Source organism: Burkholderia sp. F1 (assembly GCF_050813845.1).
Lineage (GTDB): Bacteria > Pseudomonadota > Gammaproteobacteria > Burkholderiales > Burkholderiaceae > Burkholderia > Burkholderia ubonensis.
Genome location: NZ_CP172423.1, coordinates 612,080 through 628,391 on the forward strand (window position 1 = coordinate 612,080; position 16,312 = coordinate 628,391).

At 64.6% G+C, this 16,312-nt stretch carries 13 protein-coding genes and 1 pseudogene; 11 read left to right on the forward strand and 3 right to left on the reverse strand.

Annotation, left to right across the window (positions count from 1 at the left end; translation table 11 throughout):
- Window positions 1-273 precede the first annotated feature (273 nt).
- Entirely contained in the window at window positions 274-987 is a 714-nt protein-coding gene (locus tag ACFIMZ_RS37015) for an autoinducer binding domain-containing protein (protein ID WP_431825641.1), read from the reverse strand.
- 856 nt (window positions 988-1,843) lie between these two features.
- On the opposite strand from ACFIMZ_RS37015, the gene ACFIMZ_RS37020 reads away from it, so the two are divergent.
- The 10 genes from ACFIMZ_RS37020 to ACFIMZ_RS37065 all read left to right on the forward strand — a co-directional run bounded on the left by ACFIMZ_RS37020 (window position 1,844) and on the right by ACFIMZ_RS37065 (window position 13,561).
- On the forward strand, window positions 1,844-2,470 hold the full coding sequence (locus ACFIMZ_RS37020; protein ID WP_431825642.1) for a TetR/AcrR family transcriptional regulator: 627 nt from the start codon (window positions 1,844-1,846) through the stop codon (window positions 2,468-2,470).
- Between the two features lie 92 nt (window positions 2,471-2,562).
- Window positions 2,563-4,713 carry a TonB-dependent siderophore receptor gene (locus ACFIMZ_RS37025; RefSeq protein ID WP_431825643.1) on the forward strand — a complete coding sequence of 717 codons (2,151 nt, stop codon included), beginning with the start codon at window positions 2,563-2,565 and terminating at the stop codon, window positions 4,711-4,713.
- Between the two features lie 5 nt (window positions 4,714-4,718).
- Window positions 4,719-6,596, forward strand: coding sequence for an extracellular solute-binding protein (locus ACFIMZ_RS37030; RefSeq protein WP_431825644.1), 1,878 nt, complete (start codon window positions 4,719-4,721; stop codon window positions 6,594-6,596).
- A 6-nt stretch (window positions 6,597-6,602) separates the two neighbouring features.
- A complete protein-coding gene (locus ACFIMZ_RS37035; RefSeq protein WP_431825645.1) occupies window positions 6,603-7,661 on the forward strand; it encodes an ABC transporter permease subunit in 1,059 nt (352 codons plus the stop codon).
- Window positions 7,658-8,779: an ABC transporter permease gene (locus tag ACFIMZ_RS37040; RefSeq protein ID WP_431825646.1), complete on the forward strand. Its 1,122-nt coding sequence runs from the start codon at window positions 7,658-7,660 to the stop codon at window positions 8,777-8,779. The genes ACFIMZ_RS37035 and ACFIMZ_RS37040 overlap by 4 nt, the downstream gene beginning before the upstream one ends.
- Window positions 8,780-8,834: 55 nt before the next feature.
- Window positions 8,835-9,260 (forward strand): GNAT family N-acetyltransferase, encoded by a 426-nt coding sequence (locus tag ACFIMZ_RS37045; RefSeq protein WP_431825647.1) that lies wholly within the window; start codon window positions 8,835-8,837, stop codon window positions 9,258-9,260.
- Between the two features lie 140 nt (window positions 9,261-9,400).
- The gene (locus ACFIMZ_RS37050) at window positions 9,401-10,261 is read left to right on the forward strand and encodes a PhzF family phenazine biosynthesis protein (RefSeq protein ID WP_431825648.1); all 861 of its coding nucleotides are present in this window, start codon (window positions 9,401-9,403) and stop codon (window positions 10,259-10,261) included.
- 168 nt (window positions 10,262-10,429) lie between these two features.
- Entirely contained in the window at window positions 10,430-10,885 is a 456-nt protein-coding gene (locus ACFIMZ_RS37055; RefSeq protein WP_431825649.1) for a GNAT family N-acetyltransferase, read from the forward strand.
- Between the two features lie 185 nt (window positions 10,886-11,070).
- On the forward strand, window positions 11,071-11,982 hold the full coding sequence (locus ACFIMZ_RS37060) for a hypothetical protein (RefSeq protein ID WP_431825650.1): 912 nt from the start codon (window positions 11,071-11,073) through the stop codon (window positions 11,980-11,982).
- A gap of 34 nt (window positions 11,983-12,016) precedes the next feature.
- Complete coding sequence (locus ACFIMZ_RS37065) at window positions 12,017-13,561, forward strand: tetratricopeptide repeat protein (RefSeq protein ID WP_431825651.1); 1,545 nt, start codon at window positions 12,017-12,019, stop codon at window positions 13,559-13,561.
- A 219-nt stretch (window positions 13,562-13,780) separates the two neighbouring features.
- Here ACFIMZ_RS37065 and ACFIMZ_RS37070 read toward each other — a convergent pair whose 3' ends face one another.
- Both ACFIMZ_RS37070 and ACFIMZ_RS37075 read right to left on the reverse strand, forming a co-directional pair.
- Window positions 13,781-14,575, reverse strand: coding sequence for a helix-turn-helix transcriptional regulator (locus ACFIMZ_RS37070; protein WP_431825652.1), 795 nt, complete (start codon window positions 14,573-14,575; stop codon window positions 13,781-13,783).
- Between the two features lie 45 nt (window positions 14,576-14,620).
- Window positions 14,621-14,926 (reverse strand): hypothetical protein, encoded by a 306-nt coding sequence (locus tag ACFIMZ_RS37075; RefSeq protein WP_431825653.1) that lies wholly within the window; start codon window positions 14,924-14,926, stop codon window positions 14,621-14,623.
- Window positions 14,927-15,080: 154 nt separating this feature from the next.
- Between ACFIMZ_RS37075 and ACFIMZ_RS37080 the strand changes: the two are divergent.
- A pseudogene (locus ACFIMZ_RS37080) lies at window positions 15,081-15,398 on the forward strand (hypothetical protein); the annotation flags it as partial.
- Window positions 15,399-16,312: the final 914 nt, after the last annotated feature.

Below are 16,312 nucleotides of genomic sequence, written 5' to 3' on the forward strand. Positions count from 1 at the left end.
GAGAGCACGCCTGCCGGGGTGCATCGTTTCGACCGGACGAAGCGAGGCGAACGACCGATTCGTGCGGACACTGCGGCAATCTCACGTGACCATTCGCTGGAGTGAGATTTCAGCGCGCGACGTGCGGCGCGACAACTACCAAAGTTAGGAGCTACAACCGTCTGCGCATCGCATGCGACGCTCGGACAGCGCGCATGCGATGCGGCAGCGAGTGCACGGCGTCGGTGCATGCGCGGCTTCGGCACGATCAGCGGGGAAGGAACGCGCGGCGGTTCAGCTCAGCAGCCCGAGCATCGTCGCGCGCACCACGGCGGAGGTCTTGTTCGCGGTCTTGAGCTTCGTCACCGCGTTCTTGACGTGGAAGTTGACGGTATCGACGGAGATCACCAGGATCGTCGAGATCTCGCCCGACGTCTTGCCGTCCGCCGCCCATTTGAGGACTTCGACCTCGCGATCGGTGAGGCCGCGCTCGGTGTCGGGCGCGAGCTTCGGCATCAGCTCGCCGGTCATCGCGAGATGCGCGGTGCTGACGAGCCAGCGCATCTTGAACTCGTTCTGCTCGAGTTCCGCCGGCGTGATCGGCCCTTTGGAACGCGCGAGCGTCAGCATGCCGGATACGCCGCAGCTGTCGAACGCCGATTGCGTCCAGCCGTGCCGCAATCCGTGCGCCTGCGCCTCGCACCAGAGCTCCGGCGTGGCGGCGAAGCAGGCGTCGCTCCAGACGATCGGCGCCTGGGAGCGGCGCGCGTGCTTCACGGTCGGATCGATGTCGGCGTAGCGCGCCTCCTGATAGCGCTTCTGCCACGCTTCCGGATAGTTGTTGAGCATATAGATCCTCGGCCGCGACACCGGCCACGGCATGCGCAGGCAGTACGCGCAGTACTCGTAGCCGAGACTGCGCGCCGCGTGCTCGATCCAGCCGTAGATCTCCCGTTCGGAACCGGCCTGCTCCAGTCCGGCCAACAGCTCTTCAACCCAGTTTGTCATCTTGGCTCCTGATCGCGTCTCCGGTTGTGCCGGCGCGTCATGCGCGGAGCCGGCGCGTCGAACGGACGCCGCGGCCCGGCCGACGCGCGTGTGCGCCCGGACGGGGTTACCGTCCGGCCACGATCGAGAAAAGCACGCCGGGGACTTTGATTCCATGGTGGGACTGCTCGATGTACAACGACGACAAGATTTCGCTTCGACGCGGCGGAATCGGACAAGCCGTCATCCCGTGACCGGCGCCCCCCCGTGATGCTCCGTCACGTTTTACGAATTATTTTAAAAGAACGACGAGAACTGTTTTGATTTCTGCCCCCAAAAAAAGGGCTTTTGTATTGGAGGTGAATACCCCATGCGACTCAAATTACATTTTTGCAGAATTCGCATGCGCCGGACGCATACCAGCAGCGACAGCGTGGCCTGGAAACGTGAATTTCCCCAGAGTCACCCGAATAATCATCGAAATTATTTCGATAATCAAAAAAGTACCTTGACGATTTCGAATTACCCGCATTTTGTCAAGACACGGGCACTGATAACCCGTTTCAAACAGGGTCATTTAGTGAAGCGAGCCGAATTGGTGCTTCGGTCAAAATATCGGAGTAAATCATCCGACCAGACCCGGAGAATAATCGACCCGCATTCGGGTTCAATCCGTGCCCATCGCGCGCTGCGCCCGCCCGGGCCTCGACGAAAACCGTACAGCGCCGTCCGTCACGCAGATAAGCATGTGACAGGATGTTCTTGGACACCCCCTGCGCCGCTCAATAACATACCGCTCGTACTGTTTCCTGGTTCTTTCCCTGTTCAGCGCAATCCAACGGGGCGCGGCGTGAGCCGGCGCGCCGCACGCCACACCATGACGAATGCCGTATCGACCACGCCGCCGCGCGCGCGACGCTCGCAGCACGAGCGCAGCGCGTCCGCCCGCTTCGCGCTGATCAGCGCCACGCTCGATTGCCTGATGGAAATCGGCGTCGCGAAGACGTCCATCACCGAGATCTGCAAGCGCGCCGGCCTGTCGCGCGGCGCGCTGTTGCACCATTTTCCGCACAAGAACGAGCTGCTGGTCGCGTCGTACATGGTGTGGCTCGAGGGCAAGCTCGCGACGCTGGAGGCGCGCCTCCAGCCGGCAGCCGGCGTGCGCGACGAAGTGGCGGCGTGGCGCGCGCAGATGAAGGAGACGTTTTCGATGACCCAGGAGTTCTACTGGGCGCTGCGCAACGACCGCGACCTGCGCGAGCGCTTCAACGCCGCGCTGCTCACGCATCCGGTGGGCGACGACGCGAGCGACCACCTGCCGCGCACCCGCATCGACGCGTCGCGCTCGCCCGAGCTCACACGCTATGTGATCGCGTGCTTCATCCGCGGGCTGTGTTTCCAGGAGCTGTTCGTGCGCGACCATGCGATTCCCGATCGCGCGTTCGAGCATTTCGTCGACATGCTCGACGCGTTCCTCGACCAGCCGAGCGCCGATTCCGCATGAGTTTCTTCCACGGCTGATTGCCACCCGTTCCCGGCCTGCCGGAATCCACCTGAAATATCGCACTCCTATTGATGAAGACAAGAGCATTCCGCATGCGCATGCTTTCCGCCCTGCTGCTGGGCACGGGAACGCTTGCCCTGTCCGTCGCGCACGCCGCGGACGACGCCTCGACCACGACGCCCGCCGCGCCGAAGCCGCCCACGAAGGACCGCGAGCCCGCCGACGGCAAGGTCCACAGCCTCGCGACCGTGACCGTCAACGGCAAACGCCAGCATGCGCCGCAAGTATCGAGCGGCGCGCTCGGCACGCGCTCCGACCTCGAAACGCCGTTTTCCACGCGCGTCGTGAAGCAGCAGGAGCTGGAGGACCGCCAGGTCAAGGCGCTCGGCAAGGTCTTTGCGGAAGATGCGGCCGTCCTGTCGCTGGGCGACACCTATTCGTTCAACGCGTATTCGATCAACGTGCGCGGCATCGCGCTCGACGACTACAACGGCTACAAGATCAACGGCCTGCCGTTCTACATGACGACGGTGGAGCTGCCGGTCGAGTCGTTCGAGTCGATCCAGCTCCTCAAGGGCGCGTCCGGCTTCATGTACGGCTTCGGCGCGCCGGGCGGCATCATCAACTTCGTCACGAAGAAGCCGACCGACACCTTCACGTTCAGTGCCGATGCGGGCTACAGCTCGGACGGCGTGTTCAGCGAGCACATCGACACCGGCGGACGCTTCGGCCCCGACCGCCGGCTCGGCTACCGCTTCAACATCACGCACGAGCAGGGCGGCACCTACAGCGGCTCGTCGGTGCTGCGCAATTCCGAATCGCTGTCGCTCGACGCGCGGCTCACGAACGCGCTCACGTGGACCTTCGACGGCATCTACCAGTCGCGCAAGGTCGCGGGCGGCATCCAGGATCTCAAGCTCGACGCGTACAAGGGCGCAAGCCTGCCGCGCGCGCCGAGCGGCCGCACCAACCTGTCGGCCTACGACGATACGTGGTTCAACTCGAACGTCTATTTCCTCGGCACCGGCCTGCACTGGCAGATCGATCCGGTCTGGAAGGCCAGCGTCGACTACAGCCACAGCAAGGACGAGCGCAGCTACTCGGGGCAGTGGCTCGGCCTGCTCGACCCGCAGGGCGACTTCGATACGTTCCTCAACCGCGCGCGCGGCTCGTCGATCTACGACCAGGTGCAGGCGACGGTCGAAGGCAGGTTCTCCACCGGCCCGATCGCCCATCAGGTCGTGGCGGGCGTCGCCGAGCAATGGCTCAGCAAGAAGACCGTGCCGAAGTCGCTGTTTACGGACATCGGCACGAACAACCTGTACGGGCCGATCACGACGCATACGTGGAACGGCACCTACGACTACGGCCTGCAATTCGACAACTTCAGTTCGCAGCAGAAATCGGTGTTCGCGAGCGACACGCTCAGCTTCCTCAAGTACTGGTCGTTCCTCGCCGGCATCCGCTACACGAACTACCACCAGTCGTCGCGAACCAGGCCGGGCGACGCGAGCGCGACCTACACGTACACGCCGATCACGCCCACGCTGGCGCTGATGTTCCGTCCGCGCAGCGACCTGCTGTTCTACGCGAGCTACGTGGAAGCGCTCGAAGACGGCGGCACCGCCGGCCAGACCTACGTGAACGCGAACGAAGTGCTCAAGCCGATGAAGAGCAAGCAGTACGAAGTCGGCGTGAAATTCGACGGCGCGAAGGTCGGCGCATCAGCCGCGCTGTTCCGGATCGAACGCGGCGCCGAATACGGCAACGCGCAGAACGTCTACGTGTCGAACGGCTCCGAGCGCATCCAGGGGCTCGAGCTGAACGCTCGCGCGGACCTGCCGGCCGGCTTGCGGGTCACGGCCGGCGCGTCGTGGACCGCGGGCACCTATAACGAGACCGAAGCCGATCTCGTCGGCAAGCGCGTCGAAGGCATTCCGCGCTGGCAGGGCGTGCTGCAGGTCAGCGACCGGATTCCGGGCCTGCCCGGCGTGACGGCCAGCGCCGAGGCGCACTACTTCGGCGCGATGATGGCCGACAGCTTCAACCAGTACACGTTGCCGAGCTACACGCTGTTCAATGCGGGCGTCAGCTACCGGACGACGGTCGGCGGTCACGGCGTCACGTTGCGTGCCGAAGTCGACAATCTCTTCAATCGCCGCTACTGGGGCTTCCTGCAGTCCGGCTACCTCTTTGTCGGTGCGCCGCGCACGGTCGCGCTGAACGCGAGGTTCGACCTGTGAGCGCGATGCGCCGTGCCGCAGCGGTCGCGGCGCTGTGTGCCGCGACCGCGACCACGGGCGCGCCTGTCGCGCGCGCGGCCGCCGGTGCGCCCGTCGACACCGCGCCGCACTGGCAAACCGTGCTGTCCGCCTTCGACGACATGTCGCCCGGCCCGGCGTTCGCGCGCTTTCCATGGACCGACGCCGAGCCGCCGCGCGACGGCACGCTCACGCTCGCGAACTATGACGCGTTCTCCACCTACGATTCGCTCAATCCGTTCCTGCTGCGCGGCAACCCGGCGCCCGACCTGCTGAACCTGATGTTCGAAACGCTGATGCAGCGCAGCCTCGACGACGTCGGCACGCAATACCCGCTGCTCGCCGATCGCGTCGCGCTCGCGCCGGATGGTCTCTCCGCCACCTTCCACCTGAACCCGGCCGCGCGCTTCTCCGACGGCACGCCCGTCACGGCCGACGACGTGCGCGATTCGTTCGAGCGTCTCGCGAGCCCGGCCGCGTCACCTGTCTACAGCAGCCGCTATGCGCTGATCCGCGCGGCGGTCGTCGTCGATGCGCAGACGGTGCGTTTCGAATTCCGCACGCCCGGCCGGCGCGCCGCCCTCGCCGCCGGCGATCTCTACGTGTTCTCGCGCAACTGGGCGCGCGCCCCCGGCGGCGCGACGCTGACCTTCGATCAGCTCGCGACGGTGCCGCCGGTCGCGAGCGGCCCGTACCGGATCGCGTCGCGCGCGAGCAACCGCGACATCGTCTACCGGCGCGATCCGCGCTACTGGGGCGCGGACCTGCCGGTGCGGCGCGGCATGTTCAATTTCTCGACGGTGCGCTTCCGGCTCTACAGCGATCCGTACGCGCCATTGCAGGCGTTCCGCGCCGGCGAGATCGACGCGATGTTCGAAGGCAGCGCCGGGCAATGGACGCGCAGCTATGCCGGCCCCGCATTCGCGAACCGCACGCTCTTCAAGCGCGAATTCCCCGAGCACGGCATCAGCGACATGCAGGGCCTCGTCTTCAACCTGCGCCGCGCGAAGTTCCGCGACCGGCGCGTGCGCGAGGCGATCGGCCTGGCGCTCGACTACGCGTGGATCAACCGCAACATGTTCTACGGCCAGTACACGCGCACCCGCAGCTATTTCGACGACAGCGAATTCGCGGCGACCGGCGCGCCCGGCGCGGACGAGCGCGCGCTGCTCGAACCGTTGCGCGATACGGTGCCGGCCGGCGTGTTCGGCACGCTGCCGCCGCCGCCCGATACGTCGGGCCCGGACGGCCTGCGCCGCAACCTCGCGGCCGCCGAAGCGCTGCTCGCCGACGCCGGCTGGCGATATCGCGACGGCGTGCTGCGCGACGCCGGCGGCACGCCGCTCACGCTCGAATTGCTCGACGACGGCTCCGGCATGGACCGCATCCTGCTGATCGTGGTGCGCAACCTGCGCCTGCTGGGCATCGACGCGCGGCTGCGCATCATGGACCAGACCGTCGTCAACGAACGGCTCAAGCGCTTCGACTTCGACATGACCACGGTCGGCTACCGCGCGGCCAGCCTGCCGGGCGCGGAGCTCGAACGGCGCTTCGGCAGCCGCGCGGCGCGCACGCCCGGGTCGGAGAACTACGCGGGCGTCGCGTCGCCGGCCGTGGACGCGCTCATCGCGGCCGTGCAGCACGCGCGCGGCAAACGCGAGCTGACCGCGGCGGCGCGCGCGCTGGACCGCGTGCTGCTGGGCGAGCACGTGATGGTGCCCGAGTGGCACATCACGCATGCGCGGATCGCGTGGAACCGGCGCATCGCGCCGCCCGCGCGCACGCCCCGCCAATATCGCTGGGCCGACTGGGTGATCGGCTGGTGGCATGCCAGCCCCGAGGCCGCGACCGCACACAAGGAGTAGTTCCTGATGATCGCGTACATCGGCCGCAGGCTGTTCCTGATGATCCCTACGCTGCTCGGCGTGCTGACCGTCACCTTCGCCGTCATGCAGTTCGTGCCCGGCGGCCCCGTCGAACAGGTGATGGCGCAACTGCAGCGCGCGTCGCCGCATGGCGAAGGCGGCGGCGGAGGCAACGGTGACGGCGGCTATCACGGCAACGAAGGCGTCGATCCCGCGCAGGTCGCCGCGATCCGCCATGAGTTCGGCTTCGATGCGCCACCGCTCACGCGCTACGTGCGGATGCTGTCGCGCTACGCACGGCTCGACCTCGGCCAGTCGTTCTTCCAGCACCGTTCGGTGTGGGCGCTCATCTGCGGCAAGCTGCCCGTCACGATCGCGCTCGGCGGCGCGACGCTCGCGCTCACGTACCTGATCTCGGTGCCGCTCGGCATCGCCAAGGCGCTGCGCCGCGGCTCGGCGTTCGACCTCGCGACGAGCGCCGCGCTGCTCGCGGGCTATGCGATTCCCGGCTTCGTGCTTGGTGTGCTGCTGTTGATGCTGCTCAGCGGCGACCGATTCCTGCACCTGTTTCCGCTCGGCGGCCTCGCGTCGGACGGCTACGACCAGCTGCCGTTCGCCGAGCGCGTGCTCGACCGCCTGTGGCACCTCGTCCTGCCGGTGACGGCATCGGTCGCGAGCAGCCTTGCGATGGTCGTCATGCTGACGCGCAACGCGTTTCTCGACGAGCTTGCGCGGCAGTACGTGCTGACCGCCCGCGCGAAAGGCGCGTCCCGACGCCGCGTGGTGTGGCGGCACGTGCTGCGCAACGCGCTGATTCCGATCGCCACCGGTTTTCCCGCTGCGTTCGTGGCCGCCTTCGTCGGCGGCAGCGTGCTGATCGAAACGCTCTTCTCGCTCGACGGCGTCGGGCGGCTCTCGTACGACGCGATCGTCGGCCGGGATTATCCGGTCGTGCTCGGCTCGCTGTTCGTCTTCACCGCCGTGAGCCTGCTCGCGAAGCTGGCCGGCGACCTCATGTATGCGCTGATCGATCCGCGCATTCACTTTGGCGGCATTGCACGATGAAACCGTCTACTTCGTTGACAGCCGCTTCCCCTGCTCACCCTGACGTTGCCGGCACGATCGCGCTCCCGGAGACGGGTGCGCCCGCTCGCACCGCCGGCATCCTGCAGCGCTTTCGCCGTCACAAGGTCGGCTTCGCGAGCCTCGTCGTCTTCGGGATCCTGTTCGCCGCGAGTCTCCTTGCCGGCTGCCTCGCCAACGACCGGCCGCTCGTCGCCCGTTACGACGGGCGCTGGCTCTTCCCCGCGCTGCACGCGTATGCCGACCGGCAATTCGGCGGCGCACTGCCGACCGAGGCCGACTACCTCGACCCGTTCATCCGCGACCAGTTCGCGCGGCCCGGCAACTTCGCGCTCTATGCGCCGGACCACTATCGCTACGACACGGTCGCCTATCATGCGGCGCGGCCGTTTCCCGCGCCGCCTTCCGCCGAGAACTGGCTCGGCACCGACGCGTTCGGCCGCGACGTGTTCGCGCGCGCGCTGTACGGCTTTCGCAGCTCGATCCTGTTCGCCGCCGCGCTTACGCTGTCGGGCGCGCTCGTCGGCGTGCTCGCGGGCGCGGTGCTCGGCTACCACGCGGGGCGCGTCGATCTGGTCGGGCAGCGCCTGATCGAGATCTGGAATGCGCTGCCCGACCTCTATCTGCTGATCATCCTGTCGTCGATCTTCGAGCCGAGCCTGCCGCTGCTGTTCGCGCTGCTCGCCGCGTTCGGCTGGATCACGCTGTCCGATTACGTGCGCGGCGAGTTCCTGCGGCAGCGCTCGCTCGATTACGTGCGCGCCGCGCGAACGCTCGGGCTTTCCGACTGGCAGATCATGCGTCGGCACATCCTGCCGAACAGTCTCACGCCCGTGATTACCTATCTGCCGTTCCGGATGAGCGCCGCGATCGTCGCGCTCACGAGCCTGGATTTTCTCGGGATGGGCGTGCCGCCGCCTGCGCCGAGCCTCGGCGAACTGCTCGCCGAAGGGAAGGCGCATCTGGATGCGTGGTGGATTTCGGCGACGGCTATCGGCGTGCTGGTGGTGACGTTGTTGTTGCTGACCTTCATCGGCGATGCGTTGCGCGAGGTGTTCGCGCAGCGCGAGCAGGCGGGCGCGGAGGCCGGTGATTTATGATGCAATGCCCTATCCGGGATGTTGCTCGACTACCATTCATCATCCGAGGCCCTCGATGACCTACACATACACACTGACGGACCACGCAGACGAAAACACGCGCAAGCAGATCGTCGAGCCGCTCGTCCGGTTCAACGAAAGCCAGGCCGGCCCCAGCCACTCTCGCCCGCTGGTCGTCGTGCTGAGCGATACGGAAGACAAGGTCGTCGGCGGGTTGTGGGGGGCCACGGGATATGGCTGGCTGTTCACCCAGCTGCTCGTCGTGCCGGACAGCGCGCGCGGTCAGGGCGTTGGAACCCGTCTCATGCAGTTGGCCGAACAGGAGGCAATTGCGCGCGGGTGCCACAGCGCATGGCTCGATACGCACGAATTCCAGGCGCGGCCGTTCTATGAAAAGCTCGGGTACGTTTGCTTCGGCGAATTGCCGGACTACCCCGTCGGGCATTCGCGGATTTTCCTGAGGAAGAAGCTGGGTGAATGACCGCTGTATGGATTCGCGATTCGTTGACAAAGCAATCCTCGAACATTCAACATACATCGGCGACAATCTTCCCCCCAACGCGACCAGCCCGTCACCGCTCCCTTGAAGTACGGTGATCGCGATACCAACACGAGAGTCGAATGACAACATATGCCTTCCGCCTGCTGAATGTATTTGCCGAATCTACGTTTGGCGGCAACCCCCTGTGTGTGTTCGAAGATGCGCGGGGCCTTGATGAAGCGACAATGCAGGCACTGGCCGTACAGTTCAACCTGTCCGAAACGACATTTGTTTTGCCGTCGGACCGTGCACATGCGCGGGTACGCATCTTCACACCTGGCTATGAAATGTCCTTTGCGGGGCATCCCACGCTCGGTACAGCGCATGTCGTGCGAGACATGCTTGATGCGGGCAACGATCTCGAACTTGAATTCAAAGCCGGGGTGGTAGCCGTCCATGCGGATGACGACGTGTGGACATTCGCTGCGCCGCACGCGGGCATGCCGAAAACAGCCGCTTGCGAGCTGCCTGATGCAAAAGCCGCAGCGCTGCTGGGACTGACGGAGGGTGATTTGCTCGCATCCCCCATCTGGGTCGACACCGGCGCGGATCAACTGCTGGTCGCAGTCAAGGACACTGACGCCGTGCGCCGCGCCCGGCCCGATAGCGCATGGCTCGATATGTGGCCGAAAAGCAGTCTCGGCCGCAAGACGGCATATGTGTTCGCGTTTGACTCCAGCCGCCCCGGGAAGGTGGTCTCCCGCTATTTCTTTGCGAAGGCGGGAGGCGGCATCTCGGAGGACCCGGGTACCGGATCAGCCTGTGCGAATCTCGGTGGCTGGTTGCTTGCCACCAACCAGAATGTGCCCGCCGCCTTTCAGGTTGAGCAAGGTGAAGCCGTTGGCCGGCCTTGTCTGCTGCGGCTATCGGTTAGCGCGAATGGCGAGATCGGCGTTGGCGGCCGGGTAATAGAACTCGGACGCGGTGTCGTCAACGTCTAAAGGCAGCTTATCCGCCAACAGGCATTGCATGACAGCAGGCGCCTTCTGGCGCCTGAATGACCGTTTCGGATCAAGCCAACCGACCGTTCCGGGTCGGGGAGCGGCCGTCATCGGTCGTTCTTTCGTCGACCGGTACTCCAGCTTCCGTTTCGCTCCGCTTCTTCAGCCATGACTATCGCTTTCGAATCACCCGATCAACCCGACGTGATTGCCCTCATTGCAGAGCTGGACGCCTATCAGGACACCCTGTATCCGCCAGAGAGCAGGCACATCCTTGACCTGGCATCGTTGAAGCAACCGAATGTCCTGTTCGCCGTTGCGAGGGATGGTACGGGCGACGCAATCGGCTGCGGGGCGATCGTCCTCTGCCCTGAATTTGGCGAACTCAAACGCATGTATGTCAGCCCTCGCGGTCGAGGGCAAGGCGTCGCCAAGAGACTCCTGGCTCTGCTCGAGTCGCGGGCGATTGACTCCGGCTGCAAGTTGCTCAAGCTCGAAACCGGACCGTATCAACATGAAGCGCTGGCCCTGTATGCGTCAACCGGCTATGAGCGCCGGGGACCGTTTGGCAATTATACGAACGACCCACTGAGTGTATTCATGCAGAAACACATCGCAGCCTGAGGCCGAGCTTCGTGCGGACAATGAAGTTCCGTTGGACAGGTAGCTGCTCGTTGACGAGTTGAATCCGCAGCCTTGCTCTGGCGATGAGGAATGGCTGCCGTGCCAACGACAGCGACTCGCTCGATGGCGCATGGCGCAACCAGCGGAGCGCGTTTGGTCGCCAGCTTTGCGTCGAAAATTGATGGTTGCATCTGAAACATGACGACTCGCCCCCTTCCGAACAAGGCCGTGCTGACGTCGCCCCGGCAGAACAAGCAGTGATGAAAAGAAACACAACGCTCTACGTAATGATCCTTGCGTCGATACTTCAGTCGACCATGTCACTTGTTTCGCTTGCGTCCTATGCGGGTGTCTTTTGGCGAGACTGGGCCGCGCTTGCCACCACGTACTCCGTGCAGCAACGCAGCGCCTGGGGCGTCGCGGCGCTGTGGTCGATGACAACGCTTGTCGCGAGCATTGCGGCGCTGCGGGGGCGCGCGTGGGGACGCAAGCTGTATGCGTCTGGCGCGGCGGTGGCGGGCACCGCCTGGTTCGCGCTGTTACCCTGGACACTCGCATCGAGCGCCGTGCCGCCGATCGTGGCCACGATAGCGGCGCTCTACAGCAAGGCAGGGGACCGGCATTTGAATGCAACTCGCGGCGATGCGCGGCAAGGACTGCGGTCGCTCGCCACGCGTGTTCTGTTCGTCGCGTCGATCGCGCTGCTCTACAGCACCTACCTTGGCATGTTTCTCGGCAACGGCTGGATGGATGCACAATTTGGTGACCGTGCCCCCCAGTTTCACTTCCTCGTCTCGCTTGCCCTGCTCGTCGCGGCGACGCTGGTGGCGCCGCGCGGTGCGCGCGCTTGGCATTGCGGCGTAGCGTTAATGGTGTTCGTCGTCGCAATCACCGCGGCCCTGATCGGCTTCGTTCCCTACACCGCGTCACTCGCGCGTTATCTCGGCCCCGCATTCCGCCCGTACGAAATGGAGTGGGGAGCGGCCAACTTCGGCGTGACCGTGGTCGCCATCATTGCATGGCTGCTGCTTGTGTTTGCGCGGCGCAGGCGGAACAAGACGCCGCCACCGCACGGCGATCTGCCGGATTTCGCCTGATGTGCAAATGCTTCGTTCAATCCATCCAGACCTCATGACAATCGGAACGACCCTGCGCCTCACGGGCGTTTGCCTGTCTTTAACGCCGGCCGTGGCCGCCAGCCTGCCGGTTGCGGCCGCGAGCCTCGGCGACGCCGAAGCGGCCCTGAAGCGTCAGCAATACGAGATGGCCGCGCTGATGTTGCAACCGCTCGCGCAGCGAGGCGATGCGCGCGCGCAAGCCCAGCTTGGGATCCTGACGATGCAGGGGCTGGGCGTGGCGCGCAACGATTCGGCCGCGTTCGAGATGCTCGAACGCTCCGCGCGTCGCGGCGATGCATACGGCGAACTTGCGCTTGCCGCGTTCGGCATGGCGAAAAGGCCCGGCGCCGACAGTTATGCGAAAGCAGAGACGATCTTCCGCAAGTACGCCAAGCAAGGCAACGAGTACGGCCAGCACGGCCTTGGCGTGCTTTACCTCTACGGCGCGGGCGTGCAGCGCGATCCCGAGACGGCGGCCAGATGGTTTCAGCGCGCGGCGGATCAGAACAATCCGTGCGCACTGAGCGCGCTCGCGTATCTGTACGACAACGGCATCGGTGTGCGGCGCGACGGCACACGCGCCGTCCGGCTCTACGAGCAGGCGAGTACGCAGGGATTCGCCATCGCGCGCAACAATCTCGGCACGTTCTATGAAGGCGGCCGATACGTGCCGCTCGATTACCAGAAGGCGCTCGCCCTGTACACGCAGGCGGCTGGCGGAGGCGTCGGACAGGCTAATACCAACGTCGGCCGGATGTATCTGCACGGCCTCGGCGTGCCGGTTGACCTGAAGCTCGCCAATACGTGGCTGCTCAAGGGCATGCGTGCGGGCGACCCACACGCTTATGCGGAACTTGGCAACCTCGCGTATCAAGGCATCGACGGCAAGGCCGATTTCGTCGGCGCGCTCGCGTGGTACCGCAAGGCGATCGCCCTGAACGACGCGGGCGGCATGACGTCGATGGGCTACATGTACGAATGGGGCCGGGGCGTACCCAAGGATGACGTCGCGGCCGCCAACTGGTACAGGCAAGGCGCGGAACGCGGGAACGCGCCCGCGCAGGCTGCGCTCGGCAGGTTCTATCTGTTGGGGCGCGGCGTGCCCCAGAGCAACGCGGAAGGCGTTCGCTGGCTCGAGCGCGCGGCGTTGCAAGGCGCGCCCGAAGCGCAGCGCAATCTCGGCTGGATGTATCAGGAAGGCAAATACGTGAAGGTCGACTACGCCGCGTCGGTCCGCTGGCTGAAACCGGCCGCGATGGCCGGCGATGCGCGCGCGCAATACGATCTCGCGCACGCCTGGTACGCGGGAAAGGGCGTCCCGCGCGATGCGCGCCGTGGCTTTGCGTGGAATTGGCTCGCGGCGCGGCGCGGATATGAATTCGCGCAGCAGCAGCTCCAGAGAATGTCGCTGGGCCTGCCTTACGACGAGCAGGTTCAGGGACGACAGGCGGCCGAACGATGGCAGATCGGCCGCGATATCGTGCTCGCGGACAAGCCGGTCGGTTATGGGGGACTGTCCGCGTTCAATCTGAATGCACCGTTCTCGCCAGGTCATTGAATTCCTGAGGAAGAAGCCGGGTGAATGACTGCTGTACGGATACTCTGCGTACGCGTGCAATAGGGGCGGCGTAAGCAGGCTCAGGACAGCATCGGCCATCCGAACACCAACCGCGTCATCGATCCGGACTCGGCTGCGGATTCAACTGGGCGATGCAACACATTCGAGGCTGCACGGCGGCGAGCCGGCAGGTCGGCCGGCGCTGGATCTCCTGCCTGCTCAACGCACGATTGGCATGCTCGCGCGAAGCAGCAGCGATACCCGTTCCGCCTGCCGGTGCGTGTCCGTCTTCGCCAGGATCTGCTTCAGATAACCGCGCGCGGTTCCCAGGCCTATGCCCAATTGCGACGCCGCCTCGGCGAGGTCCGGGCCGCGCGCGAGCAGCGCCGCAAGCGTCGCCTCGCGTCGCGTGAGGTCAAAAGTCGCGACGAGGAAGCCCGGATCAATCTCCGGCGGCTTAGCCGGTTCCATCACGAACAGAATGACCCGTGTGGCTGTACTTATTCCGTTCGGTACTTCCGACGCAGAGACCGGCACCACACGAATGACCAGCGGAAGATGGGGCGAAGGGCGCGACACATGGCATTTCAGCGGCGCCCAGGGTCGCGCGACGGCTTCGCTGGCATCTCGGCCGCCGGCGTTCAAGCCGACCGCCATCGCAATCGCGTTGTGCAGGCTCCTGGCGTCGGCGGGCGACGCCGCAGACACTTCGTTGCGATTGAGCAGAAGCCCGTCGCCGCGGCGCGCCAATGCTTCGGCCCGACGATTGGCGAAAATTGGGCGCATCCTCGCGTCGAGGAGAATCACGCCGAACTCCAGACGCGAAATGACTTCGTATGCGTCCTTTGTCCTGAGATCCGCTGCAGCGAGACGATTCTGTACCCGCAGCGCCGTCGTCAGATGCGGCACGATCAATCGGGCGGCCTCGACATCGTCGTCGCTGAAATCGGCCACCCCGAGATCTCGGCCCACGACAAAATACACACATCGATCGGGAACAAGCGGCGCGAGCATTCCATAAAATCCACCCGTCGGTCGCACTGCGTCGCAATAGAAATCCTATCGCCGGAACGCCCCGTCCGAGACAAACGAAGTCTGGCGCAGTGGCACGCCGACCGGAATCGCCTTGACCCAGTTCGGTGGCTGCGTGTCGAATTTCCGTTGCATGCGCCGCGCGTACTCGGCATCGAAGCCGGTCGTGATTGCCGACCCAGGTACCGTCGCTGCCGAAACCCCCAGGAAAATTGCCTTGTGCGCTCCAGTCGCCTCGGTGACTGAGATACCCGCGTGTGACCAGCCGTCGGGTGCAAGCGCCGCTTCATAGACATGCCGGATCGCTTGATGGATTGCTTCGACGCGCGTCATGGTTGCCACCGGTCTGAGGACGATTCCCCTCCCAAATGGGAGTGCCGAACGTACTCAATCTGAACGAAAGTATAGGCAAGGGCGTGTCAAGTGCGAAACGCAAAACGCGACACGTTATTGCACAGGACGGGGAAAGAAAATGGTCAAGTTGCCCGCCTCAAATCAATTCGGCATTTCAGATCAGACCGACGTATTTCTCGTTGATAGCGAGGGCACCCTGCATGTCGCCTGGGTAAACGGTGCCGGAAGGTGGAACGGGAAACTTCCTCGACGGCATCCCGGCAAACCTGGCCGAGGTAAGCGGCGCACCGGTAGAGGCAACCGATACCGCCTCGGGCGCGACAGCGGACGGATCGATTTGACTCCACTGCGATGGAAGGAAACGTCCAACCCATTAGCGACATACTTCAAGCGACGCGCTGCATTGCCGACGTCCATAAGAATCTGCCGACCGGCGGCAGCAGGTCGATAGTGGGCTGCCCCGGTCGCAGAAAGCGGACGTTCTCAGCGACGATCGCGGCGGTTGCGTCGAACGATCGCCTCGGTCGATCTTCGGTCCGCGACCGAACTCGGCACGGGTGACTTCGTGATTCGTCCACTCGCAAGCCGCGAACCGGCGGTGAGAATTTGCCTACTGCAAAGATAGGCAGGTCCCCCATACCCGCTTTCGTCGCCGGTTTGCACAATTCAAAGCCGGTAGCGCAAGTGTGTGCACGCGGAGCATCGCATTGCGGAGATGCGGTAAGGAATTTGTCGACCGGGTTGGACTGGACTGCTCGATGTCCCGAGAAAACTTGAAAAAAAGACGTACTTCTCACCTATCGTGGTGGGCCTGATTTGTGTCCGGGGACAGTCGGTAATTAAACAAGAAAATAAAAAAATAATGCGGTGACTATGGACACTTGCATCCAGCGCGCACCCTGGACACCCCCAGTAGCGTCATGCGCCGTCAGCCCGGATACGGCCCGCTCGGGAACGTCTCGCCGCCGCGTCTCCAGGCTATCAGGAGTGAGGTAATGAAAAAGGCAGCGATGTGGAAATGGCTCTTGCAGGCCGGCATTGTTCGCGCATGCCGGATATCGATATTTCGACCGCCGAATTGGCGCGCAATGATGCCCACTGTTTCGATCAGGATGCGAGCCACACCATGCATGCCTCGATATCGCGCTATTGAATGCTGGCGCTCATCCTCGGTATTGGCAGTTGGCGGCCATGCGCGGGAGGCTCGCTGCCGTGATGTCTCGCTGGACCGGATCGCATCAACCGCTGCGATGCCGTGTGCGGTATTTCCACGCTCACCTGCGTCAAGGACGGAACGGTGTCGCCATCCGTTCTCGCACTGAACGACAGCGACGCCGATCCGCTTTGGCCCAAGTCCGGGAACGT